Genomic DNA, 24,127 nt, shown 5'->3' with positions numbered 1-24,127 from the left:
GCAACGCGGGCCGGACGGGGCTCTCCCCGTCCGGCCCGCCCCGCCCGCCACGCAGAAGATGAGGAGAGCCCTGATGACACGGCACCGGCCCAGCCTGTACGAGGCCGCGGGGCAGGCCATGCTGCGCGCCGCGGTACACACGACCGAGCCCGCCATGCCGCCCTGGCCGACGACCACGGCGCCCGTGGAAGAGTGGCGCGCGTGGCTGAGCACGGTGTGGTCCGACACCGGCTTCCGCCGGACCGTGTCGCAGGCGAGCCCTCACCTGGCGGACCAGGTGCAGGCCATCATCGACGGCCGCACACCGAAGGTGCGCCGGATGCGCCGGGCGGCGCTGGCCACCGCCCGCTACGCGATCCGCTACGCCCGCCGCTCCACGCCCTACGGCCTGTTCGCCGGCGTCGCCCCGCTCGGCTTCGCCCAGGTCACGTCCGTCCGCATCGGCGACGAGCACCAGGCCGTGGCCCGCCCCGAGCCGGTCGGACTCGAGGAGATGCTCAGCGCCTGGGAGAGCGACGCTGCGCGCATGGCCGACGCCGAGGTCCGCGTCAACACCCTGATCTGTCAGTGCGACCAGCACATCCACGTGCCCTCCGAGGGCGACGCCGAGTTCCGCCTCGCCCTCAGCCCCGCGCTGCGTCGCGTACTCGACCTGGCCCGATCGCCGATCGGGTACCGCCAGTTGTCCGACAAGCTGGCCGCGGAGTTCCCCGCCGTGAGCGGCACCGCGCGCGACCGGCTGCTCGGTGATCTGCTGCGGGTGCGGCTGCTGCGCTCCTCGCTGCGCGCGCCCGCCACCGTCGCCGACCCCACCGACGTCTTACCGCCCGCGGCGCGCGCTCAGGCAGCCGGCCTGCGGACCGCGTGCGACCTGCGGCTGGACTCCGACGTGCGGCTGCCCGAGCAGGTGCTGACCGAAGTGGAGACCGCCGCGACCGTCCTGGCCCGCCTGGTCACCCACCCGACCGGGACACCGACCTGGCGGCGGTGGATCGAGCAGTTCTCCGAGCGCTACGGCGAGAACACCGCGGTGCCGGTGGAAGCGGTGACGGACCCTGACCGGGGCGTGGGCTTCCCTGCAGGCTTCGTCACGGCGAGCGAACCGCCCCGGCCGATGTCCCGGCGTGACCGCCTGCTGCTGGAGCTGGCCGGCACCGCCGCCGCCGAAGGCAGCCGCACCGTCGCGGTGACCGGGGCGATGATCGAGGAACTGGAAGCAGCGGCCGGCGACAAGCCCCACGGCCTGGCGCCTCACCTCGAACTGGCCGCACAGGTCCACGCCACCTCTGTTCCGGCCCTGGACCGGGGCGACTTCCGGCTGCGCGTGCTCACTGTCTCCCGCTCGGCCGGATCGATGACCGGTCGGTTCTGGCACCTGTTCCCCGGCGCCGAGGAGGCGTACGCGAACCTGCCCACCGTCGATCCGGAGGCGGAACTCGCGCAGCTCTCCTTCCACGCCGGACGCGTGTCGGCCGACCTGCTCACCCGCGCGCCCCAGGCCCTGCCCCGGATCGTCAGCGTCGGCGAATTCCGCCGCCCCGAACCGCACGTCCTCTTCCCCCGCGACCTGTCGGTCACCGTCGCCGACGGCCGCCCCCAGCTGGTGGAGTCCGCGACGGGCAAGCCGCTGGAGCTGCTGGCCCCCACCGCCATCAACTTCCTGTGGAACAACTACACCCCGCCGATGGCCCGCTTCCTCGGCGAGATCAGCCGGGCCGCGTCCCCGCAGGTGACCTGGTTCGACTGGGGCGCCGCCTGGACCCTGCCCTTCACCCCGGCCCTCACCTACCGGCGCACCATCCTCACCACCGCCCGGTGGAAGATCCGCAGCCGCACGCTGCCCGCCCGCACCGCCCCACTCCAGCAGTGGGCGGACCAACTCCACGCCTGGCGTGCCCGGTTCCCGGTGCCGGAGCGGGTCCTGCTCGCCGAGGACGACCAGCAGCTGCCCCTCGACCTCACCCGCGACGTCGACCTGGACCTCCTGCGCGCGCACCTGGACGCCAGCCCCTTCGGCATCGCCACCCTGCACGACGCGCCCCCGCCGGACGCCGACGGGTGGATCGGCGGCCGGGCCCACAGCATCGTCGTCCCCCTGGCCAGGCGATCATGACCACGACGACCGTGCCCCGTACGCAGGACCTGTCCGAGGGCGCCCTGGGGATGGCCCTGCTCGACATCGAGCGCCGGGACCTGTCCACCGCCCGCCGCCACCTCGCCCAGGCCACCGTCCGAGGGGTGAGCACCGGCAGCAACGCCAGCCTCTTCCACGGCGCACCCGCCCTGGAGCTCGTCCTGGCCCGCGCCCACGGGGCCGGCGACGACGTCCGCGCGGCCGTCGACCGCGTCGTCGACGCCCGGCTTGCCGCCGCCCACCGCCGTCAGGCGGCCGGCGCGCTGCCCCACCTCGCCGAATGGGACCTCATCCGCGGCCTGACCGGACTCGCCGCCCTGCTGCTGTCCCGCCGCCCGATCGCGCCCCGGCTGCCCGACGTGCTCGCCTGCCTCGTCGCGCTCGCCCACCCCGCCCGTGGTGAAGGCCGGATGCTGCCCGGGTGGTGGTCGGCGGTCGGCCCGGACGGGAAGGAGATGGCCGGCGGGCACGGCAACAACGGCATGGCCCACGGCATCGCGGGGCCCCTGGCCGCGCTCTCCCTCGCCCTGCGCGCCGGAGTCAGCGTCCCCGGCCAGGAGGAAGCCGTCGGCACGTTCGCGACCTGGCTCGACCGGCACGGCGCCCACTACTGGTCCACCGCAGCACACCTGGACGCCGACCAGCCACCCGAGGCGGAACCGGCCCGCCAGTCCTGGTGCTACGGCCAGCCCAGCATCGCCCGCGCCCAGCAGCTCGCCGCGCTCGCCCTCGGCGACCCCGCACGGCGCCAAGCGGCCGAGGACACCGTCGAGACCATCCTGACCGACCCGCTGCGGCTCGCCCGCATCACCGACTCGACCCTCTGCCACGGCTGGGCCGGGCTGCTGACCCTCACCCGCGCGCTCGCCGCCGACAGCCCCGCACCCACACGCTTCACCCCGATCATCCAGGACCTGCACCGACGGCTGGCCGCCGACTGGGAGCACCTGCCCAAACCCGGATTCATGGAAGGCCGCGCCGGAGCCCAACTCGCCCTGAACGCCACCGACACCACCGGCTGGACCCGCGTCCTCCTGCTCACCTGACCTCGCCTCCCCGCCGCCTCGCAAGGAGTTCCCTCCTCATGACTTTCGACGACGAGAACCTGCCGATCCCCGCGGACACGTCCTGGTGGCACGCTTCCGTGGCCTTCCCCGACCAGCAGGCGGACGCCGCCCAGGCCCTGGCGACCGCGCTGGCCGGGCGCCGCTTCCACTTCCTGCGCAAGGACGCCGGCGTGCGCCTGCGCACCGAACAGCCCGCCACCGAACTGCTGGACCAACTCGTCGCCGACCGCGTCGTCACCGGCTGGACGGGCGGGATCTACGAGCCGGAGACGCACGCCTTCGGCGGCCCCGAAGGCATGGAGGTCGCGCACGACGTGTTCTGCGCCGACAGCCCGGCCGCGCTCACCGAGACCGGCAACCCCGGCGCCCGTGAGCGCAGCGTGATGCTGCTGTCCGCCATGATCCGCGAGGCGGGACTGGACCCGTTCGAAGCCGGAGACGTATGGGCCCGGTGGGCCGCCCTGCGGCCCCCCGTTACCCCGCCCCAGGCGCCCGCGCTGGAGAGAGCCGTCTCCGCGATGCGGCGACTGATGAACGCGGACGCGGCCCTGCGTCCAGACGCGGAAGCGGGCTGGGTCGAGCGCGTCGCCGCGTTCGAGGACGCCGGCCGTCGCCTGCGCCAGCTCGCCGCCGACGGCCGACTGATACGCGGGCTGAGGGGCGTCATCGCCCATCACGCGATCTTCGCGTTCAACCGCGCGGGCGTGCCTGCCGACGTGCAGGCCGCCACCGCGTGGCTCGGCCGTCACGTCGCCTTCTCCACCGGAGAAGGAGCTGACGTGTCTACCCGCAAGTCCGCATCCGCGGACCCTAGCCTCCCTCGAATGGAGACCACCGTGACACCCGTAACCGAACCCAACGAGCTGCGCGAAGCACTCGCCCAGCGACTCGTCGACAGCGGCCACCTGCGCAGTAAGGCGGCCATCGACGCCTTCCGCACCACCGAACGGCACGCCTTCCTGCCCGGCGTCGACCTGGACGCCGCCTACAAGGAGGACGCGGTCCCGATCAAGCACGACGAGCACGGGGAGATGATCTCCTGCATCTCCGCGCCATCCATCGTCGCCACCCAGCTCGAACAGCTCGGCGCCCAGCCCGGCCACAAGGTCCTGGAAGCCGGAGCCGCCACCGGCTACAACGCCGCCCTCCTTGGCGAGATCGTCTCTCCCGGCGGGCAGGTCTGGACCCTCGACGTCGACCAGGACCTCGTCGCCGGTGCGAGCAAGCACCTCGCCGAGGCCGGCGTCGACAACGCCACCGCGGTAATGGCCGACGGCGCGGCCGGGTTGCCCGAGCACGCCCCCTACGACCGGATCATCTTCACCGTCGGCGCCGGCGACGTCCCCGTGAAGATCCTCGACCAGCTCGCCCCCGGCGGGCGCCTGGTCCTGCCGATGCGCATCCGCGGCAGCATCTCCCGCTCCTTCGCCTTCGAACGCGACGGCGACACGTGGAAGACCGTCTCCTGCGAGATGGCCACCTTCATCCCACTACGCAAGGGCGTCTGCGACGACGTGTACACCCTCGTGCCGATGGCCGGCGAGGGCAACGTCCGCCTGGAGACGTTCAGCGAGCAGGACGTCGACCGCGACGCGCTGCGCTCCGTCCTCGACCAGCAGCAGACCAAGATCTACACCGGGGTGAAGTTCCGGCAGGGATCGGCGTGGGAGTGGCTGTACCTGTACCTGGCCTGCGTGCTGCCCAACGGCCTGTCCCGACTGCCGGGCCAGCGCCCGGGCTTCACCCCGCACTTCGGCTGGGGCTCCATGGCCGCCCTCGACGGCGGGTCGCTCGCGTACCTGACCATCCGCGAAGGCGAGGACGAGAAGGGCCGGTACTGGGAGGTCGGCGTGATCGGCCACGGTGAGGGCGGCACCGACCTCGCCGAGCGCGTCGTGAGCGAGATCCGCGCCTGGGACGCGAGCGGCGGCAACGACGCCCCCGAACCGGGCTTCCGGATGGCCCTCGCCGATTCGCGTGACCGGCTGACGGTGGACGACACCCGCTTCGTCGTCGACAAGCCCTACAGCCGACTCGTCGTCGACTGGGCGCGTAAGGGCTGAGCCGATGATCCCCGCGATAGCCAGCCGCATCCCCCTGGTCCGCCGCACCAAGGCGCCCGCGCTCCCGCTTCAGGAGCGCATCAACCACCTCACCGGGCTGACCGTCGCGCCCGCAGGTACGAGCCACCACGACCTGGTGGCCCGCGCCTGCGGGGTCCTCAACTACGCCGCGCTGATCGCCTCCGACGCCGGAATGCCCGACCTGGCAACTGACCTGTGCTGGCGCCAGCACCAGGTCTTCGCCGACGCCAGACGTCTGAGCGGACCGATCGCCGTCATGTCGCTGATGCCGCTGGTCAACCTCTCCCGGCTGCTGACCCGCGACGGCCAAGGTGAGGCCGCCTACGACCTGCTGGCCCGCCTCAACCGTGCCGCCCGGCAGCGGGAGAAGACCGAGATCGACGGGCGCACCGTCGACCTGTCGGCCCTGACCGCTACGGATGAGGAGCACCGCAGGGTGTGCCAGGAGCTCTGGGTCACGCTGCTCGTGGACGGTGCCCGCGCTCTGGCCCGCATCGGCCGGTGGACCGACGCGGCCGAGGCCATGGCCCAGCACCGCGGCATCGGCAACCGGCTCCTCGACGGTCGCCAGATCAAGATCATGGCCCTGATGGAACAGGGGCTGGGCCAGCAGGCCCGCGACCTGATCGACGCCACCCAGCCCACGGAGCCCTGGGAGAGCGCCATCGCCCTCCTCCTGCACGCCCACTGTCGCCCCGCAAACACACCTGTCGCTGAAGCCGACCTCGACCACATCCTGCACGAAGCCGCCCTGCTCCTTGCTCACCCCGAACCGTCGATCGCCGCCTTCCAGACCCGGGCGGGCCTATCAGCCCTCGAACTCGAGCCCGCCGGGCGGCACACCGCCCCCGTGCTCGACGCCCTCGTCGACATCGCCCGACTCGACGCCTACGCCGCTCGCGACGTGCTGCACCATCCCGTTGCCGCATCCGCCTTGAGCACCGGCCCAGCAGACGCCCTTGGCGCGGTGATCGCAGTGGCAGGGCTGGGAGCCGGTTCCCTGCCCGCGCACCACCATGAGGCTCTGACCGGCGCGGTCACCCTCGCCGAGACAGAGCTGGAAAGGCTGCTGGAGGCCGAGCGTGACCTCAGCCAAGCGGGGAGCAGGCAGGGATGACCTGCCGCATCGCCGTCACAGCACGGTGGCGTCGGCGTTTCGGCCACTTCGGGCCCGGAGCCGCACCCCACCAGACCAGGGATCCCGGGCCCGCAGGGTCTCCTCGCACCGGAAATAGCGGGCTCCCAAGCACGACCGAATGACGTGTGTTCGAAATCGCTGCCGGGTCGTTGATCCTCACGACTTTGCCGCAGCGACCGTCCCAGGGGGAACGATGACCTCGGCCATCACGCAGGATCAGCCGCCACAACCACCGAACGGCACCTCGCAGGACGACGAACCGCAGGAGGCCAGTGTTCGAGAGGAGGAATACCTCTACCGCGACGAGTCACGGCTCCAGGCCGGATCCCTGCTGACGTCCCGCACCATGGCACGGCGCCTGCCCTCGCTCGTACGGCGCTCGGTGCAGATGGCCTGGCGGGTGGACCGTGGCGCGACCATCGGACTGCTGGTGTGTCAGATCGGGACGGGTGTCCTCGCGGCCCTCGGCCTCCTGGCCGTCACGGGCACGATCACCGCGCTGATCTCCTCGGGCGACATCACCGAGCGGCTGTGGGATGCCGCCCCGCAGTTGGCAGTCATCGCCGCGGCCACCGGCCTGCGTTCGCTGCTGGGCATCACGGTGGTCTGGCTGACTGGCCGTCTGCGCCCGGTGCTCGGCCGGGCGGCCGAGGTGACGATGGTCGAGGCCGCGCTCGGCGCGGAACTGGCCGCGAACAACAAGCCGGGCTACAACGATGCATACGACATCGCGGACCGCGGCGCCCAGGTCACCCCTGACCTGGTAGAGGAAGCGCAGGACGTGCTCGCTGCGACCGCGACGCTCACGGCCGGCGCGGCCGTCCTGACCGTCCTGCACCCGCTGCTCCTTCCCCTCCTCTTCCTCGCCTGCTTGCCGCAGGCCGCCGCCTACGTGCGCTCCGCACGCGTGATCTACCTCGCCAGCCTGGAGACCTCCGGGAGGCGCCGGATGCTGGGCAAACTGCGCTGGCACATGGCCTACATGGAGTCCAGCGAGGAGATGCGCGCCTGCCTGGCCGGCCCCTTCTTGATCGGCCGGTACCGAAAGCTGGCCGCCTCGGTCAATGCGGCTGAACGCAAGGCCGCGAACACCGGTGCCTGGATGGGACTTGCCGGAGCTGTTGCCGGCGGAATCGCCTCGACCGCGGTGTGGGCGGCACTGCTGTGGCTCCTGGCCTCCGGGCGGATGAGCCTGGCGGCCGGAGGCGGCGCCGTCTTCGCCCTTCAGACGGCCACCGGCTCGGTACGCGGCATCATCAACGGCGGGGCCCGCCTGGTGCGTACCGGCTGGTACGTACAGGACTGGCAGAACTTTCTCGACAACGCCCACGGCCAGGCCATGACCGACTCCCGCGGGACCGCCGCCCTGCCCGCGGTCCCGGAGCGCTTCGAGGTCCGCGACGTCACCTACCGCTACGACGGCGCCCCGAAGGACAGCCTGAGCGGCGTCTCCCTCCACGTGCGGCGCGGCGAGATCGTGGCCCTGGTCGGGGAGAACGGCTCCGGCAAAACAACCCTCTCCCGCCTGCTGTGCGGACTGCTCCTGCCCACCAAAGGCGACGTGGCCTGGGACCACGCCTCCACGGCGGACCTGGATCCCTGGGGGGCATGGGAGCACGTCGCTCTGGTCCCGCAGAAGTTCACGTATCTGCCGCTGACGATGCGCGACAACATCACCTTCGGACAGGGCGACACCAGCGACGCGGCCCTGCACGCCGCGTGCGAGGCGTCCGGCGCCGCCGAGATGCTGCCCAACCTCCGTTCCGGCCTGAACACCCTCCTGACCAGCGAGTGGTTCGGCGGGCAGCAGCTCTCCGGCGGGCAATGGCAGCGCCTCGTCCTGACCCGCGCCTTCCACCGGCAGGCGGCGCTCCTGGTGATGGATGAACCCACGGCAGCCCTCGACGCACGGGCCGAGCACCGGATCTTCTCCGGCCTGCGCGAACTGGCCAAGGACCGCGCCGTCCTGCTGATCACGCACCGGCTCACCAACGTGGCCGTCGCCGACCGGATCGTGGTCCTGGACGAAGGACGGATCGTCCAGGAGGGCACCTACGCCCAGCTCACCCAGGAGCCGGGGCTCTTCCAGACCCTGTGGGAGCTGCAGCGCCGGATGAGCGGCGGCAACGCCTGATCACCGCTCCCCGGTCCGCGCCGTGCACACGCCCGCCCATCGTCCTGAAAGGCAGAGTCACGTGACCTCTCCAGTCTCACCTTCGGATCACGTTGCAGCGCAGTACGCCGCGTCCCGGCACGCGGTGTGGCTCGGCGCCGCCGCGATCGTCACCGACGAGGTCGGCCGCGTCCTGCTGGTGCACCCCACCTACCACGAGGACGACCGGTGGCTGCTGCCCGGAGGCGTCGTCGAACCCGGCGAGCACCCGTTGGACACCTGCCGGCGCGAGATCGCCGAGGAACTGGGCCTGGCGGACCTGCCCCTGACGGGTGTGCTCGCCGTCCACTCCCTCTCGTCGCACCACGCCGACATCCGGCAGCCCGGCATGCCCTGCCCGGGAGAGATCCGGTACGTCTTCGACGCAGGATTCCTCACCCCCGGCCAGGTGGAGGCGATCCGCCTGCCGCGCGAGGAGCTGTCCGAGTTCGCCTTCTTCGAGACCCGGGACGCGGTGCAGCGGCTGCGCCCCGTGGACGGGCAGATCATGCTCGCCGCCTACCGTGCCCGCCTCGGGAATACCGCCACCGCACACCTCGCCGACGGTCGGCACATCCTCGACGTCCCGGCGCTGGATCGCCATGACGTCCACGTCCGCTACCGGCCCTTATGGGACAGCCCCCTCAACCGCGGTCCCGTTCCCGAGCGGCTCCCCGTGCAGCAAGCCTGGGCGTGGTGCTTCGTTCCCGACGGCAGGGTCGTCCTCGTGGCCGACCCCGGCCCTCGGGGCGCCCTGCCGATGCTGCCCGGCGGCACCGTGGAGAAGACCGACACGACGCCCGAGGACACCCTCCGCCGCGAAGCCGTCGAGGAAGCCCAGCTCACCCTGGCCGACCCGGTGCGACTGGGCTGGGTGCTCGATGAGACCGGCGAGGTCTACGGCGGAGTGGGGCCCAACGCCCGGCTCCGTCTGGCCGCCCGGGTCACCGCCATCGGGCCGGCGGCCGTCGACCCCGCCACCGGCCACCCCTTGGCACGCCTGCTCGCCGCCCCCGCCCAGGCAGCCGCCCTACTGGGATGGGGTCCGTCAGGAGCGCGACAAGCCCAACTCGCCGCCGAAACAGCCCAGGAGCACTGGGGCCTGGCCCTCGATCGCCCCACCGCAATCGAGGAAGTCCCTGCGGAGGGGATGCGGCTGAGCTGACACGACCGACCACCCCGCCTCAACTCGACCCGCTCCGCGCCCCTCTGAGGTACACCCATGCCGCTGTCGCACAACCACATCCGCACCACCGTCGAGACCTACCTCGCTCGCCACCCTCACGAGCGAGTTCAACTCGGCGGCCTCCTGGACGCCCTCGACCGGCCCACCGACATCGCCAGCCGCTCCACCTTCTCCGGACACGTCACCTGCGGCGCGATCGTCGTCGACCAGCTCGGCCGCGTCCTGCACGTGCTGCACCTCGCGAGCGGGAAGGTCCTCGCCCCCGGTGGACACACCGAGCCCGAAGACGAGTCCTTGGCAGAGGCGGCCCTGCGGGAGCTGCACGAGGACACCGGGATCCCACCCCAGGCCGTGGCGCCGTGGCCCGGCTACGAGACCGTGCCGTTCGACATCGACATCCACGACATCGACGCCCACCCGGGCAAAGGCGAACCCGGCCACCAGCACTTCGACCTCCGCTTCCTCTTCCGCCTGCACACCACGACAGAAGTGCCGGTGGTGCTGCAGGAAGAAGAAGTCGGCGGCATCGAGTGGCGGCCCGTGGACCGGGTGACGTCCCCCTCCCTGCGCGAGAAGCTGCCTAAGCTCACGCCCGCCGTCGAACCGGAGACCGCCAACGCCTCCGCCCTCATCTACAACGACCGCGGCGAGTACCTGCTCCACCTGCGCGACTACTTCCCTAGCCAAATCTGGGAGCCGGGCATGTGGTCACTGCTGGGCGGCGGCCGAGAGCCCCAGGACGCCACCCTGGAACACACCGTGCGGCGCGAACTGGACGAGGAAGCTGGCCTCCACATCGCCGACCTGACCCCGCTCGGCACCGAGGAAGCAACCGACGGCGCCGGCGCGACCGTGCCCATCGCCATCTACGCCGGCCGCTGGAACGGCGATCCTCGCGAACTCCACCTGACGGAAGGGGTGATGCTGGCCTGGTTCGCCCCCGCCGACCTCCACCGCCTTCGCATCGCGCCCACCACCAGCGACCTCGTACGGCGCCACGCCGCCAGCCGTACAGCCGGCGCATCCTGCACCGCGTCGCAGAGCGGGGCCTCACCGAACGAGGAGCGCCGACCGGCCTCGCCGCACGGCACGGTCCTCAACGTCATCGGCGTCCACCTCTACCTGGAGCGGCCCGATGGAACGGTGCTGCTCGGGCTGCGGCACCCCAACTCTGAGTTCGCGCCCTCCACCTGGCACGTCTTGGCCGGCCACTGCGAGCAGGAGAGCGCGATCACCTGCCTGATCAGGGAGACCCGGGAGGAGGCCGGCCTGCAGATCCAGCCGCAGGACGTCGAACTCGTCCACGTCGTCCACCACATCGACCGCGCCGGAGACCGGCCCCGCATGGGCCTGTTCTTCCGCGCCGGGACCTGGACCGGCGAGCCCGAACTGCGCGAGCCGGACAAATGCGCCCGGTGGAAGTTCTGGGACCCGGCCGCGCTCCCCGAAGACCTGGTCCCCTACACCCGGGTGGCTATCGAGGGCATCCGCGCCGGCCGCCTCTACTCCGAAACGGGATGGGCATGAGCACGGCCACGTCCGCACACCCGAACGTCCCACCCGAGGAAGTGCGCAGGCTCGCCGAGCGGGCGGTGGGGCGTATCGCCACCTGGACGGACAGCTCATGGGACCGCGAGAGCAGCCGAGTATGGCGGGCACACGGAACAGGCGGCGGCACCTGGTACATCAAGATCCACCAGAACAAGCGGTTCCATCACCGCGAGGTGGACGCGTACCGCAGCTGGGTACCACGCCTCGAAGCAGCCGTCCCCACCCTCGTGACCGCCGACAGCGCGTTGCTCGCCGTCGTCATCACCGCGGTGCCCGGCCGTCCTCTGCACGGCCTCGTGCATCCGCCCGAGCAGCGACGACACCTCTTCCACCAGATCGGCGCCTTGGCCGCGGCCATTCACCGCAGCGCGGCAATGCCGTTCCCCGCGGTCGAAGGAGTGCCCGCGCTCGCGAAGGCCGAGCGGCACCTGGAAGGGGCACACCCCTACCTGAACCCGGGGGACGAGGAGTTCATCCGCAGCATCGTGGCGCGCGCCGAAGCCGTTCCGCCCCTGGACCGCGTGCCGACACACGGAGACTTCCAGCTGCGCAATCTGCTGCTGGACGAGAACGGCGGCCTCGCGGTGATCGATTTCGAGCGCAGCGAGCCCGGCCCGGCTATCCGCGACCTGGTCCGCCTCTCGAATGCCTGGGCCACGCAACCGCGCCTCCACGACGCCTTCATGTCCGGCTACGGCCGCGACCTCACCCCCGCAGAAGAAGAACGCTTCGTCATCGACTCCACGCTCGACGCCCTCTCCGGAATCCAGTACGGCGCCACCCACGCCGACGCGGAAACGCAGGAGCGCGGCCACCGCACCCTGGCGCGCTTGCGAACCCAAGGCCGCAACCAGTGAACGGCCACCCCGGAGATTCCGTCACGGAGCAACTCCGGTTCACCTTCCACGGGCCACAGACCGCAACGGACCACACCGAATCCATCGGAGGCACGCGTGCCTGACGACACCCAACAGGCGATCCCAGCCGTCCCGAGTCCGGCGACAGGAGATGTACCGCGGGAGCACCATATGCACCTGCTCCCGCGGTACTACCGCCGAGTGGAAGCAGGCCGCAAGACGATCGAAGTGAGGGTGGCCACCCCGCAGAAGCGCGACGTCGCAGCCGGGGACACGGTCGTCTTCCACGACCGGGACACCGGGCGGGAACTCGACGTCATCGTGAAGCGGATCACCCCGTACCCCTCCTTCGAGGTTCTGCTCAGCTCGGAGGACCTCGCGCGCATCGATCCGGACGCGCCTCCCGGAGAACTGCTCGCCAGCCTCCGCAGCATCTACCCGCCGGCCAAGGAAGCCCTCGGCGTCCTCGCCCTCGAATTCGACCACCGCCCAGCACGTCCGGGCCGCCCCATGCCGATGACGCCCACGCAGTACGCGCAGACCGTCCCCCACCACACGGTGTACGGCTGCCTGTACATCCGCGACGAACACGACCGGCCGATCCAACTGCGCTCGGTATACGGCTCTCGCCTCTGGCAGTTCCCGGGCGGCAACCTGGACGCCCAAGGAGAGGACCCGCTACAGACCGCCCGGCGCGAAACGGTCGAAGAGACCGGCCTCGAACTCGGCCTGGAGACGCCGAGGCTGCTCCTGACGCACTTCCTGCACGCCGGGCCGCGCCTGCCGCTGAACAAGGTGGGGCTCATCTTCGACGGAGGGCGGCTGACCGCGGACCAGCTCGGCCGGATCCGACTCGACCCCGCCGAGCACGACATGTGTGCCGTCCACGACCTCGCCACCTGGCAGGAGCTGATGGCGCCGCGCGCCTTCGCCCGCCTCGACGCCATCGAACGAGCCCGTCGCGGCGAGGGCCCCGCCTATCTCATCGCGCACACCTGATCCCCAGCACGCCCGCCCGGGAGGCAATCGTGCCCGCTGAGGACACCAACACCCAAGCCTGGAAAATCTACGGCCAGCGACAACTGGCCCGCGCCTACATGCCCCCCATCCCCGACCGGCTGTCCTGGACGCCCTGGGAAGGGATCGGACCGGGAGCTGAAGTCCTCGGTGACGTCACCGGCCGCCGCGTCCTGGACGTCGGCTCCGGAGCCGGCCACCACGCCGTCCATCTCGCCCAGGCGCACGGCGTCCGCGTCACCGGAATCGAGCTGTCCCCGACCCAGCACGAACGCGCCATCTCGACCCACGCGGACGTTGAAGGTGTGGAGTTCATCCAAGGAGACCTGGCCGAGTACCTGGCCGAGGCCGGGCACTTCGACGCCGCGTACGCGATCGGGACCCTGGGGTTCATCGACCCGCACCGCTCGCTGCCGGCACTTCGCGACGGCCTGCGCCCCGGCGCCCCCCTGATTCTCTCGCTCCTGCACACCGACCTGCACGGCCGTAGTCCGTCCACGGAAGTGGCGCCGCGCGAGCAGATGATCCTGCTGCGCGACGACCCGCCCCTGCCGACGCAGATGTGGGTTCTGGCGCCGCAGTTGTGGGAGGACCTACTCACCAAGTACGGCTTCCGCGTCGAGGCCATCGATCTGCTGCACCACCCAGACGACCCTGCCGCGGTCATCCAGCAGCTCATCCGCGCCCGCCGCCTGCCCGACCGGTCAGCAGCCACCTCCGGCACGTGAGCGCTATGCCGGGCGGGTCCTGTCGCCATGAGCCATATACGGCGTTGTCGCGCCGTCCGGTAGCAACACCACCCAATCAACGACCAGTTGGAGTCCTTCATGCCGCATCTCTCCATGAGCCGGGCCATATCCTCGGACGGCGCCGTCGGCACCGAACGCCTGCATCATCTGGAACAGGCTGCCTTGAGCCACGGGGTGCCCGTCGAGGACGTGCTGCTGATCGCCGTGAACCTGTTCGGGATCACCTCCGACCAGGACCGTCATCGGGCCCGGGTCAACCTTCGCCTCGTGCGCCGCCCCGACGCCCCCTGGCAGATCATCGTTCCGCTGAACCGGCCAGCCAGCCCGTTTCGGCTCCGGGGCGACGAGTTGTCGCTGAACGGTGAGGTGGTCGCGCACGTCGAACGCATCGACGCCGACGAGGCGGTCGGGGGGTACTTCCGCGATGACGGCCGTGCCGCGACCCTTAACCCCAACGCTCGCAGCCGGTGCGTTGGGTGCGGTTGGTGCCCCAACACCTTGGAGGCCGCCGCCGACCCGAGGCTGCAGGAGGAGCAGGGACTCGACGACCTGCTGCGCGCCCTCGGCGAGCAGCACCCCCGTCGCACCCTGGCCGAACTGACCGAGGTCACCGTCTCCACCGGCTGCTTCGAGCGGGAGGAGGCCGCCGTCGCTCACCTGACCGCCCTGCGGCCCGCCCTGGAGCGGGCCGGCGTCACGGCCCGGATCGGCTTCCTCACCTCCGTGCTGCGTAGCGACGAGGCGTTCCAGACCATCGCGTCGCAGGTGTCCCCGTTCGTGCTCAGGCTGACGGCCGAGCACTTCACCCGGCGAGCGGCCCTGATGAAGTCCACCAAGGCCGACCTGCGCCCGGAGCAGATGCCGGACCTGCTGGCGCGGGCGAGGGCGGCGGGGCTGGACACCTCATACACGTACATCGTCGGGCTGGACCCGATGGAGGACCTCGTGCGTGGCGTAAACGCGCTGGCAGGCGTGGTCAACGCGTTCCCGAACTTCCAGGTCTTCCAGGCACACACGGTGATGATGCAGGGCATGCGGACGCCGGGCGCGGAGAGCCTGGAGTACTACCTCCAGGCGCGTACGGCCATCGAGCGGACCATGGTGCCGACCGGGCTGAGGCCGGTGGGCTGGGAGTGCTATCGGCCGCTGTGGTACTTCACCTACGCGGGAGAGGACCTCGTCGATGGACCTCGGTGACGCGGTCATCGAGCGGGTGCGGGTCGAGCGCCTCGACGAGAGCGTGGCGGGTCCGTGGGAGGCGGGCGACAGCCGGTTCGCAGTGGTGGTCGAGGCCCGCGGGGTGGCCGGGGTGTTCGCTCCGGTCGACGAGCTGCCCGCCGCACTCGTCGCCACTCGGCTCGGGCAGATCGCGCTACGGCACGCGGTGACCGACCACAGGGGGCTGCTGCACAGGCTGCTGGCCGAACTCGGCCCGCACGCGGCGGGGCTCGGGCGCTGGGCGATCGGGGCGCTGGACTGCGCGGTGTGGGACCTGCACGGCCGCCTCGCCGACCTCCCGGTCGCGGCACTGCTCAGCGACCGGCCCGCGCGGCAGGTGCCGATCTACGCCTCCTGGCTCTCCCTGGACCTGGCCTCCGCGTCGGCCGTCGAGTCGGTCAAGGCCACCGCCGGCGAGGGGTTCGCCTTTACCAAGTGGGCGTTGCGCGACGCGGAAACCAGCGAAGTGGCGCTGCTGGCCGAACGGGCGGCGGCATGGGTGGGGCAGAGCGTGGCGGTGGACGCCCTGGGCACATGGGGCCACCTGCGGACCACGGAGGTCGCTCCGCTCCTCACCCCGGAGGCGGTGCGCTGGGTGGAGGACCCGCTCGCGCGGACCGACCGGGCCGCGTACACGCATCTGCGCGAGCAGGCGGAAGGTCTGCGAGTCGCGTTCGGGGAGCGACTGGCCCATGTGGAAGACGCCCGGGCCCTGCTGGAGCACTGCCGACCGGAGGCGTTCACGTTCGACGCGGTGTGGTGCGGCGGCATCACCGAAGCGCGGGACTGGCTGGGCGTAGCCCACGACGTGACGGTCCCCGTCCATCTGCACGGCCGGGCGTTCCTGCCTGCCGTCCACCTGGCCGCCGCGTTCCCCCGTGCGGCAGACGCGGTGGAGTACCAGGTGGTGTGGGAGCCGCGACGCCAGCGGGCGCTGCGCGGCACTCTCCAGCCGGACGGCGGGCACGTCGCGCTCCCCGATCGCCCCGGTCTCGGGATGGAGGTGCGCCGGTAATGCCCATTCACACCGGCGAGCTGGCGGTCCACGGCCGCCTGGAGCAGCGTGAGGAGAAGGCGCTGCTCGTGGTGCACGAGCGGCTGAGCGGATACGACACCTTCCTGTCCACGACCCTGCGTCTCGATCGGCCGGTGGTGCTGCCGCAACTTCCGGTCCGCATCCTCACGTTCGACGACGTCACCGTCCTTTCGCCTCTCGGCCCGGCTCTGCCGCAGGCACAGGCCGGCGAGGAGTGGAGCGGCACGTTGCTGATACCGCACGGCTCGCGCCCGCCGACGATTCCCGAGGATCTCGCCCAGGCGGCTGCCGAGGCCGGTGTCGACACCAGCGGCTGGTCGCCAACGGAGGCTCGGCAACTTCTGACCTTCCTTGGCGAAGCCGGCCCCGGTCCCGTGCGTACGGAGCGGATCAACATGATCGTCGCGACCATGGCGGATCGCCCGTGAGCCCGGCGACCCGCGTGCGGCTGGTGAGCCTCGATGTCGGATACACCCTGGGAGAGCCGTCGGGGACGACGCTGACGCAGCGCCTGGTGGAGCTGTCCCCGCTCCCGGTCCGGCAGGCGAAGCAGGTCGCCCAGCAGATCCTGCACGTCTTGGACCCGCGCAGCGACGCGACGGGGCCGCAGACGGTGTGCGCCGCCCTGGGCCTCGCGCCGTCCGCGTTCCCCCACGACCACCGTCCGCCCGGCTTCGCCCTGTGGCCCGGCGCGGTGGCGGCGGTGGCACGGATCGCCCGGGTCGTGCCGGTGGTCACCCTGTCGAACGTGAGCCACTGGGACGAACGGGAGACCAGCATCGCGGCCCTCCTCGCCCCCTACCTCCGGGCCCATCACCCGTCTTGGCAGCTCGGGTTCGCCAAGCCCGACCCACGCGCCGTGCAGACTGTCGCTCGGCTGCACGGCCGCGATCCCGCGGAGGTGCTGCACGCCGGCGACAGTTTCGACTACGACGTACGCGGCGCCCTCGCCGCCGGAGCCCACGCTCTGTGGATCACCTCGCGCCCGCCGTCGGCCGAAGAACTCCGGCTGCTGGCCGAGCACCCCGGCCGGGTCACGATGGTGCCGGATCTCACCCGCGCAGTCCGGCACATCGAGCAGACCCCTCCCGTCAACCTCTTCCACCAGGAGCGCCACCCCGTGAGTCAGTTCGACACCACCGCCCCGTTCTACGCCGCCTACCGGCCCGGCATTCCGAAAGAAGCCGTCGAACTGCTCGCACAGCGGGTGGCTGGCAAGGAGCACCGGGTCCTGCTCGACCTCGGGTCCGGAACCGGGCAGGTCCCCCTGGCCCTGGCCGGGAAGATGACGGAGATCGACGTCGTCGAGCAGGACGCGGGCATGCTCGGCGAGGCCGACAAGGCGCTCGCCGGGCTGTCGGTCGCCGTCCGCCTGCACAACGCGTCGGCCGAGGAGTTCACCCCGTCCGCCTCGTATCAGGCCGATCTCGTCACGGTCTGCCGCGCCTTCCACTGGATGAACCAGGACGTGGTGCTGTCTCGGCTGGAGGGCATGACCGCGCCGGACGCGACCGTCGCGGTCATGGGTGACGGCAGCCTGTGGACCGCGCGCACCGAGTGGACCGACGCCCTGCGGGCCCTGATCCAGGAGTACCTGGGCGAGGAGCGGCGGGCCGGGGTGGGCAAGAAGTACGCGCCGCACAACCGGCCGTACCGCGAGATCCTCGCTGAGTCCGCGTTCGGCCACGTCGAGGAGCACACCATCGCCGTCGAGCGGGAGTGGAGCACCGAGACGGTGATCGGCTACCTGTACTCGACCTCCTTCGCCGCCCGGCCCCTGTTCGGCGAGCGGGTCAACGACTTCGAGCGCCGCGCCCGCGCCCTGCTCGACGAGCACTCCGCCGCCGGCGGCCTGATCGAGCACGCCGCCTTCCAGGTCGTCCTCGGCCGGCGCGGCTGACCCGCCCTCCCTTCTCGCCGGGGCGGCCCCCTTCCCGCCCCGGCCCTGTCCCGTCCTTCCGGAAGGAGATCCACCATGCCCCGATCCGTGACGTGGAGCGACGACGAGCGGCGCCGGTTCGTCGACGACGGTGTGCTCATATGCCGTGGCCTGATCCACGGCACCGTGCTGTCCAAGGCCCGCGACCTCGTCGGCGGCTGGCTGAACGAGGAGTACGACCCCGCGCGGCTCACCGCCTACACCGAACGCAGCTTCGCCCCCGAGCTGGAAGAACACCCCGACCTCCTCGCCCTCTACCAGCGAAGCGGCCTGGCGGAGCTGGCCGACGATCTGCTGCGTCCCGCGACGACCGCCCCGATCACCCGGGCACAGATCCAGATCCGGCTGCCGCACGCCGAGCAGCAGCCGGTGAAGGAGATGCACGTCGACGGCGTCTCCTGCCCCCACCTGGAGCCCCGCGACCTGCGCACGTTCTCCTTCATCGTCGGCGTCGTCCTGGACGGCAGCGCCACTGCGGACGCCGGCGCTCTGCACTACGTGCCCGGCGGGCACCACCGGATGGCCGACTACTTCGCCACGGACTGGGTCCTGGGGCAGCCGGCCCAGACCCCCAACGACATCTACGCCAAGGACGGCACCGCCCTCACCGCCGAGCCCGGCGACGTGATCGTGATGCACCACCTCGTCCCGCACCGGGTCGGCATCAACACCAGCAGCACGCCCAGGGTGATGGCGTACTTCCGCGTCAGCCACGCCCAGCACCCCGACCTCGCCCTCCGCGCTCTGTCGGACCCGTGGCTGGAGTACCCGGCGCTCGCCGCCCTCGCCCGCCCCGGAAGCGCGTGAGAGGGGAAAGCGCCGTCGACATCCTCACCCCCGCCCAGCTCCCCGACGCGGCCCGCCTCCTGGCCTCCGGGCAGATGGTCGCTGTGCCCACGCCCCGCTGGTACATGCTGTGTGCCCGCGCCGCCGACTCCGCCACCACGAGCGCGGTCTTCCACGCTAAGCAGCGCCCCGGCACCAAGCCGCTACTGCTCCTGCTCGACTCCCCGGCCACGGCCGACGCCCTGTTCGACCTGAGCGACGACGCCCGCCTGCTGACCGGCGGCCTGTGGCCTGGCGACCTCGCGCTGCGTCTTCCGTGGAAGCCGGGCGCGGAGCCGGTCACCGCGGTCGGCTCCCCAGCGCTCGTCGGATGCCCCGACGGGGTCCTGGGTCAGCTGGTCGCCCTGGTCGGCGAGCCGCTGGCCGCCGCCGTTTGCAGCATCTCCACCCCCGCCGCCGGCGACGAGGACCATCCGGCGCTCACCGCCGGTCAGGTCGTCGCCTTCGACCGGACTACGGGGGCCGGGATCGCCGCGGTCGTCGACGGCGGGATCTGCCCGCACGGCCGACACATGACCATCGTCGACTGCCCTGCGGGCGCCGCCGCGAGCCTGCACCGGGAGGGCACCGTCCACGCCCGCGCCATCGAAGCCGCTCTCGCCCCGGCAGGAGGACCGCATGTGGCCTGACCTCGCCCGCCGGACGAACCGCCTGGTGCCCGACGCTTCGGTGGCCGCCGTCGCCGACGCGCTCGACTACCTCTGTCTCGCCCAGCTCTACCTGCGCGACAACCCGCTCCTGGCCCGGCCCTTGGTCCCGGCCGACGTCAAGACGCGACCGGCCGGCCACTGGGGGGTGTGCCCGCCCGTCAACCGGATGCTCGCCGCCCTGGGCCCGCTCCAGGCGGCCGTCCCCGACGACTACGAGCTGCACGTCCTGCACGGCGCCGGGCACGCCGGGCCCTCCGCTCTCGCCCACGCCTACCTCACCGGCCGGCTCGGCCACGCCCACCCCGGCCTGCGCCAGGACGCGGCCGGGCTGCACGAACTCGTCGCGGGCTTCCCCCGGGCCGACATCGGCGGGGAGATCACCCCGATGATCCCCGGCCACCTGCACACCGGAGGCCAGCTCGGCCCCGCCCTCGCGATCGGGCAGGGCACCGTGCTCGACGCGCCCCACCGGCTGTCCGTGGTCCTGATCGGCGACGGGGAGTGCAAGACCGGGACGACCGCCGCCTCCTGGCTCGCCACCCGCGCACTGCACGGTACGGGCGACCACGGCACCGTCCTTCCCGTTGTCCTGCTCAACGGGATGCGCATGGGCGGGCCGAGCGTGCTGTCCACCCTGAGCCGCACCGAACTCACCTCCTACTTCACCGGCCTCGGCCACCGGCCCGTCTACAGCGACGGGCGCGACATCGGCCAGCTCCGTCAGGCGGTGGCCGAATCGCTCGGCGCCGCCCAGCCCCTGGGCATTCCGGGACCGTCGAGCGTCCTGGTGCTCACTCTGGACAAGGGCCACGGCGCCCCCGCCCCCCTCGCCAGCACCCCGGCGGTCCACAAGACGCCGCTGCGCGATCCGGCCGGTGTGCCCGCCGAGTTCGACGCGCTCGCCGACTGGCTGGCCTCCTACCAGCCCACGCAGCTCCTGACCTCCGGCGGCCGGCCCCGGCCGCACCTGCTGCCCGCGCTCCCTCTTCCCCGGCCCGAGCCCGACGGTCTCGCGGCGCCGCGCGACTGCGTCGCCGCCTCCGCCCAGGTCGTCGGCCACGCCGTCGGCCGCCCGTTCGCGCAGGCGGTCCCCGAGGTCCTGCGGGGCTTCGCGGAGCGGGGCCCGTTCCGCGTGTTCAGCCCCGACGAGGATCGGCACGAGGGCTCAGCGGGTGCGGGCCCCGGTGGGAGTGACCGGCGGGACGGGAGTGCTGCGCGGGGTACGGCCGGCCGTGCGCTTGGGCGCGGAGGCGGCCCAGGCGCCGGGGAACCAGACGGCGGTGTACTGCTCGATGGCATCGCGGAGCCCGGTGGTGACGGCCCCGTCCCACGGCGGGCGGCCGGGGCGGTGGTGCGTGTCGAAGGTGCCGTACTGCTTGGTGTTCGGCCGGGTGTTGGTGGCCTCGTCGCGGCGGTGGAAGGTCCCGTGGTTCACGAAGCTGAGCGCCACCGCGTCGGTCTCGCCGCGTTCCGGGTTGACGACCGCGACGCGCAGCCCACCGTAGGTGTCCGCGTGGATGGTGCGGGTGAAGTCGATGCGCAGCCGCAGCGGTGCGCCGGGGGCGGGGACGGCGAAGTAGGTGTTGCCCACGACGGTGTGGTCGTGGAAGGGGAGGCACAGCTCGGCGAAGAACTCGGCGGCCTGCAGGGGCAAAAGGGGTCTCCGGTTGGAGTCGGGCTGGTCCTACCGGCGCGGGCCGGGCAGGGCGGGCCGGCTGGTGGTGCTCCAGCGCGGGACGCTGGCCGCGGGGAGCGCGGCCGGACGGCGGGAGGAGACGGCGCGCTGCACGTCGAGCGGAGTGGGGGCCGGCGGTCCGGGCGGGAGGATCGGGGTGAGCTGGGCCATCCCCTTGATGTAGCTGAAGGTCTCCTCGCGCCACCGGGGCAGCGGAGCCGGATCGGCGACACAGTCGGTGACGGCGGTGAGCAGGGCAACGGGGGTGTCGGTGCTGGCTGTGGCGTACCAGACGGGCCGGTCGATGGACTTGCCCGCCCACAGCTGCCAGCGGGCGTCCCGCGTCGTCAGCTCGGCTTCCGGATCGAGGCCGCCGGTGGTGAACTCCATGCCGGCGAGCCCGTCCGGGGCCTGGACCGCGAAGACGCCCCAGCGCGGACGGTCGATCTCCCAGCCTTGTTTCAGGAGCGGGACGACCGCGAGGAAGGGATCGTGCTCGTCGATCCCGGAGACCGGCCGGGCGAGGTAGGCGTCCGGCCCCTGCTCGTACGCCGTGGCGAGGACGGTGGTGAACGCCTGGACGAACTCGGTGGGGACGCGGTCGTTGAAGCAGACGCCCCACGCTGGCGGTCCGAACGAGTCCTTGTAGGCGTTGATGCGCCAGAGTCCGTCGTCCTCGCCTTCGGGCAGGTAGCCCAGGCGCACGCGCCGGTCGGGAGCGCTCACGTACACGTTGGAGTCCTCGTCGTACCGCAGGTCCCAGCCGAGGTCGAGCAGCGGGGCGAGGGCAGGGTCGCCGGTTCCGGTGCTGGAGGCGAGGTGGCGCGGGGAGACGTAGACGTCGCCGTCGATCTCGTGGTGCGGATCGGGCTGTGGGGTCATCGGTCTACCCTCGTGGTGACGGTGATCTCGTCGGCGGCGGTGTCGAGGCGTTCGGTGACCTCGGCGGTGGTGCGGCCGGTGACGATGTAGAAGCCGGCCCTGGCGGTGAACAGGTCGCCGTCGGGCGGCAGGACGAGCTGGTCGCCGATCTCGCGGATCCACTGCACCTGGCGCAGCCAGGGGGTGTGGGCGGCGAAGGGCTGGTTGATGTGCCGTGCGGTGAGGGTGCCGGAAGCGTCCGGGTAGAGCATGCGGATGCCCGCGGCTCCGCTGCGGGTCGGGGTGAGGTCCGGTGCTCGGCCGCAGGCGAGGTCGGCAGCGGCCCTGGGCAGGTCGATGCCGGTGGCGAGACGGACGAGGTGGCCGATCATGTCGCCGCCTATGCGCGCGTTGACCTCGATCAGCCGCGGACGGCCGTCCACGAGGCGCAGCTCGACGTGCTGCACGCCGTCGGTGATCCCCAGGGCCTTGACGGCAGCAGCGGCGGCCGGGGCGACCTGGGCCAGGAGCGGGTCGGCGGCATCGACGGTGTGGCCGGTCTCGTCGAAGTACGGTGCGGGGCCCAGGTGCTTGCGGGTCACGGCGACCGCCGTGGTCGCGCCGCGGTGGGTGACGCATTCGACCGAGAATTCCGGGCCGGCGAGGTACTCCTCGACCAGGACGCCGGTGTCCTCGCGGCTGCGGCTCGCGCCGGCCGAGGCGAACGCGAACGCGGCGGGCAGTTCTTCGGGCTGGTCGACGCGGATCACGCCGATGCTGCCCGCGAACGCCGCTGGCTTGATGACCGCTGGCAGGCCGAGGGTCATCGTCGCCAGGCCGGCCTCCAGCAGGGTCCGCGCCCTCATCGAGGCGGCCGAGGGCACGCCGTGGCGGGCGAACAGGGTGCGGGCGGTTGCCTTGTTGCGGCAGGCCCGCATCACCTCGACGGACGTCGAGGACAGACCGAGCGCGCGGGCGAGACGGGCGGTGGGGACGAGGTGCCACTCGTCCCAGGTGACCACGCCGGCAAGGTCGTGGCGCTCGGCCAGCGCCCGGCCGCCGGCGAGCAGTGCTGCAGGGTCGCTCAGATCGACCACGGTGCGGTCGACGATGAACGGCTTTTCCCACGACGGCTCGGTGCCGGTGAGCAGGACGACGTCGTACGCGGCGGCCACCTGCTCCAGGCAGTAGCCGCGATAGGGCTCGTCGCCGGGAGAAACGATGAGCACGAGGGGACGAGCGGACAAGAAGGGGTTCTCCGTATCGGTGGACGGCAGGACGAGAGAAGAGAGGGTGTCTCAGGCGGCACGGCGGCGGCGCAGCTCGAACGCCGCTGCCCAGTGGGGGTGTTCGGTGATCAGGCGGCGGGCGTAGAGGGCGGTGTAGTTGTTGTTCAGCCCGGCGACTCCGTGAGGGAGCTGGCGGCGCAGGTCCTCGAACAGGTCCTTCAAGCTGACCCGGGTGGCGCCGGCGGCCAGGCGGCGGGCGGCCATGCGTTCCAGGGCCCGATAGACGTGCGGGTTGTGCGCGTCGAAGGCGCGGAACTGCTCGGTGATGGTGCGGCCGGTCGCGCGGTGCGATCCGAGAACGGCGATGGACATGAAGTTCTCCACAGGCTGGGGACGCAGCAGGGTCAGGTGCGCAGGGCGGGATCAGAGCGCAGCCGGGCGAAGGCGCAGAACAGCCCAAGGGCCTGCAGCGCGGCGCAGACGGTGATGACGTGGCCCAGCGCGTCGGGCGGGGTGAGTGCGGTGAGCACGCCGGCGACGGGGAAGGGCAGCAGGAGGATGAGGATGGTCGCAGACAGGGTGCTGCCGAACTTCTCCGGAGGGATCAGGCGGGAGCGCAGGGTGCGCAGGACGACCGCTAGGTGTATTGCCCTGTGAGGTTGGGGACGCGGCTGGCGGGTGGTTTGCCTGCGAGCGCGGTGTGTCCGCGGTGGTGATTGTAGGTATGCAGCCATGCGG

20 protein-coding genes and 2 pseudogenes are annotated in these 24,127 nt (G+C 72.0%); 17 read left to right on the top strand and 5 right to left on the bottom strand.

Going from position 1 to position 24,127, the window contains the following annotated elements; translation table 11 throughout:
• The first annotated feature begins 73 nt into the window (after positions 1 to 73).
• From ACX28W_RS10280 to ACX28W_RS10200, 17 genes and pseudogenes are all read left to right on the top strand, one after another.
• Positions 74 to 2,113 (top strand): lantibiotic dehydratase family protein, encoded by a 2,040-nt coding sequence (locus tag ACX28W_RS10280; RefSeq protein ID WP_458998585.1) that lies wholly within the window; start codon positions 74 to 76, stop codon positions 2,111 to 2,113.
• Complete coding sequence (locus tag ACX28W_RS10275) at positions 2,110 to 3,180, top strand: lanthionine synthetase LanC family protein (protein WP_458998584.1); 1,071 nt, start codon at positions 2,110 to 2,112, stop codon at positions 3,178 to 3,180. Before ACX28W_RS10280 ends, ACX28W_RS10275 begins: the two co-directional genes overlap by 4 nt.
• Positions 3,181 to 3,218: 38 nt before the next feature.
• Entirely contained in the window at positions 3,219 to 5,264 is a 2,046-nt protein-coding gene (gene fxlM / locus ACX28W_RS10270; RefSeq protein ID WP_458998583.1) for a methyltransferase, FxLD system, read from the top strand.
• Between the two features lie 4 nt (positions 5,265 to 5,268).
• Positions 5,269 to 6,402 (top strand): hypothetical protein, encoded by a 1,134-nt coding sequence (locus ACX28W_RS10265; protein ID WP_458998582.1) that lies wholly within the window; start codon positions 5,269 to 5,271, stop codon positions 6,400 to 6,402.
• 214 nt (positions 6,403 to 6,616) lie between these two features.
• Positions 6,617 to 8,557, top strand: a complete 1,941-nt coding sequence (locus ACX28W_RS10260; protein WP_458998581.1) for an ATP-binding cassette domain-containing protein — start codon at positions 6,617 to 6,619, stop codon at positions 8,555 to 8,557.
• A 61-nt stretch (positions 8,558 to 8,618) separates the two neighbouring features.
• The gene (locus ACX28W_RS10255) at positions 8,619 to 9,740 is read left to right on the top strand and encodes an NUDIX hydrolase (RefSeq protein ID WP_458998580.1); all 1,122 of its coding nucleotides are present in this window, start codon (positions 8,619 to 8,621) and stop codon (positions 9,738 to 9,740) included.
• Positions 9,741 to 9,797: 57 nt separating this feature from the next.
• Positions 9,798 to 11,288: an NUDIX domain-containing protein gene (locus ACX28W_RS10250; RefSeq protein ID WP_458998579.1), complete on the top strand. Its 1,491-nt coding sequence runs from the start codon at positions 9,798 to 9,800 to the stop codon at positions 11,286 to 11,288.
• Positions 11,285 to 12,169 carry a phosphotransferase enzyme family protein gene (locus tag ACX28W_RS10245; RefSeq protein WP_458998578.1) on the top strand — a complete coding sequence of 295 codons (885 nt, stop codon included), beginning with the start codon at positions 11,285 to 11,287 and terminating at the stop codon, positions 12,167 to 12,169. The genes ACX28W_RS10250 and ACX28W_RS10245 overlap by 4 nt, the downstream gene beginning before the upstream one ends.
• A 171-nt stretch (positions 12,170 to 12,340) precedes the next feature.
• On the top strand, positions 12,341 to 13,168 hold the full coding sequence (locus ACX28W_RS10240) for an NUDIX domain-containing protein (protein WP_458998577.1): 828 nt from the start codon (positions 12,341 to 12,343) through the stop codon (positions 13,166 to 13,168).
• 29 nt (positions 13,169 to 13,197) lie between these two features.
• A complete protein-coding gene (locus ACX28W_RS10235; protein ID WP_458998576.1) occupies positions 13,198 to 13,914 on the top strand; it encodes a class I SAM-dependent methyltransferase in 717 nt (238 codons plus the stop codon).
• Between the two features lie 114 nt (positions 13,915 to 14,028).
• Positions 14,029 to 15,132, top strand: a complete 1,104-nt coding sequence (locus ACX28W_RS10230; protein ID WP_458998575.1) for a hypothetical protein — start codon at positions 14,029 to 14,031, stop codon at positions 15,130 to 15,132.
• Complete coding sequence (locus ACX28W_RS10225; protein ID WP_458998574.1) at positions 15,119 to 16,168, top strand: enolase C-terminal domain-like protein; 1,050 nt, start codon at positions 15,119 to 15,121, stop codon at positions 16,166 to 16,168. Before ACX28W_RS10230 ends, ACX28W_RS10225 begins: the two co-directional genes overlap by 14 nt.
• Positions 16,168 to 16,617 carry a hypothetical protein gene (locus ACX28W_RS10220; RefSeq protein WP_458998573.1) on the top strand — a complete coding sequence of 150 codons (450 nt, stop codon included), beginning with the start codon at positions 16,168 to 16,170 and terminating at the stop codon, positions 16,615 to 16,617. Before ACX28W_RS10225 ends, ACX28W_RS10220 begins: the two co-directional genes overlap by 1 nt.
• Entirely contained in the window at positions 16,614 to 18,089 is a 1,476-nt protein-coding gene (locus ACX28W_RS10215; RefSeq protein ID WP_458998572.1) for a class I SAM-dependent methyltransferase, read from the top strand. The genes ACX28W_RS10220 and ACX28W_RS10215 overlap by 4 nt, the downstream gene beginning before the upstream one ends.
• A 75-nt stretch (positions 18,090 to 18,164) precedes the next feature.
• Positions 18,165 to 18,935 carry a phytanoyl-CoA dioxygenase family protein gene (locus ACX28W_RS10210; protein ID WP_458998571.1) on the top strand — a complete coding sequence of 257 codons (771 nt, stop codon included), beginning with the start codon at positions 18,165 to 18,167 and terminating at the stop codon, positions 18,933 to 18,935.
• Complete coding sequence (locus tag ACX28W_RS10205; protein WP_458998570.1) at positions 18,932 to 19,603, top strand: L-threonylcarbamoyladenylate synthase; 672 nt, start codon at positions 18,932 to 18,934, stop codon at positions 19,601 to 19,603. Before ACX28W_RS10210 ends, ACX28W_RS10205 begins: the two co-directional genes overlap by 4 nt.
• A pseudogene (locus ACX28W_RS10200) lies at positions 19,593 to 20,357 on the top strand (phosphoketolase family protein); the annotation flags it as partial. The gene ACX28W_RS10205 and the pseudogene ACX28W_RS10200, both read left to right, overlap by 11 nt.
• A 432-nt stretch (positions 20,358 to 20,789) precedes the next feature.
• Here the strand turns inward: ACX28W_RS10200 and ACX28W_RS10195 are convergent.
• From ACX28W_RS10195 to ACX28W_RS10175, 5 genes and pseudogenes are all read right to left on the bottom strand, one after another.
• Positions 20,790 to 21,278, bottom strand: coding sequence for a hypothetical protein (locus ACX28W_RS10195; RefSeq protein ID WP_458998569.1), 489 nt, complete (start codon positions 21,276 to 21,278; stop codon positions 20,790 to 20,792).
• Positions 21,279 to 21,308: 30 nt separating this feature from the next.
• A complete protein-coding gene (locus tag ACX28W_RS10190; RefSeq protein WP_458998568.1) occupies positions 21,309 to 22,181 on the bottom strand; it encodes an SPDY domain-containing protein in 873 nt (290 codons plus the stop codon).
• Positions 22,178 to 23,407, bottom strand: coding sequence for an ATP-grasp domain-containing protein (locus ACX28W_RS10185; protein WP_458998567.1), 1,230 nt, complete (start codon positions 23,405 to 23,407; stop codon positions 22,178 to 22,180). The genes ACX28W_RS10190 and ACX28W_RS10185 overlap by 4 nt, the downstream gene beginning before the upstream one ends.
• A gap of 51 nt (positions 23,408 to 23,458) precedes the next feature.
• Entirely contained in the window at positions 23,459 to 23,761 is a 303-nt protein-coding gene (locus tag ACX28W_RS10180; RefSeq protein WP_458998566.1) for a hypothetical protein, read from the bottom strand.
• 32 nt (positions 23,762 to 23,793) lie between these two features.
• Positions 23,794 to 24,030, bottom strand: a pseudogene (locus ACX28W_RS10175) (MFS transporter); the annotation flags it as partial.
• Between the last annotated feature and the right edge of the window lie 97 nt (positions 24,031 to 24,127).

The organism is Streptomyces sp. SD15 (genome assembly GCF_054462255.1).
Note: the sequence above shows the minus strand (reverse complement) of the source record. Positions and strands in the feature narration are given on the sequence as shown.